This is a genomic window from Massilia sp. CT11-108, assembly GCF_047302915.1.
GTDB lineage: Bacteria > Pseudomonadota > Gammaproteobacteria > Burkholderiales > Burkholderiaceae_D > Telluria > Telluria orientalis.
Map to the genome: position 1 here is coordinate 1 of NZ_JBKYMO010001428.1, position 303 is coordinate 303.

Consider the following 303-nt stretch of genomic DNA (forward strand, 5'->3'; position numbering starts at 1 on the left):
GTGTTCCTGTTCGGCAGCCACGCGGCGCGCGTCGAATTCGGCCTGCTGGGCCGCCAACGCTTCGCGCTGGGCCTGCAGCCGGGTGGCGTGCTCCCGTTCGGCCGCGGCGAAGCGCGCTTCCGTTTCGGCGCGCAGCGCGGCGATTTCGCGCTGCTGGGCTTCGAGCCGTTCGGCCAGTTGAATCGTTTGCTCCTGTTCCGCGGCGGCGCGGGCTTCGGCGGCGACGGCCAGCGCGCGTTCCGCCTCGATGCGTGCCTGCTGGCGCGCCAGCGCCTCCTGCTCCGCCTGCACGCGCGCCTGTTC

At 73.6% G+C, this 303-nt stretch carries 1 protein-coding gene; it reads left to right on the forward strand.

The features are described 5' to 3' along the window. A partial coding sequence (locus tag ACEN88_RS35120; RefSeq protein WP_413347043.1) for a hypothetical protein occupies positions 1 to 303 on the forward strand: 303 nt, incomplete at both ends.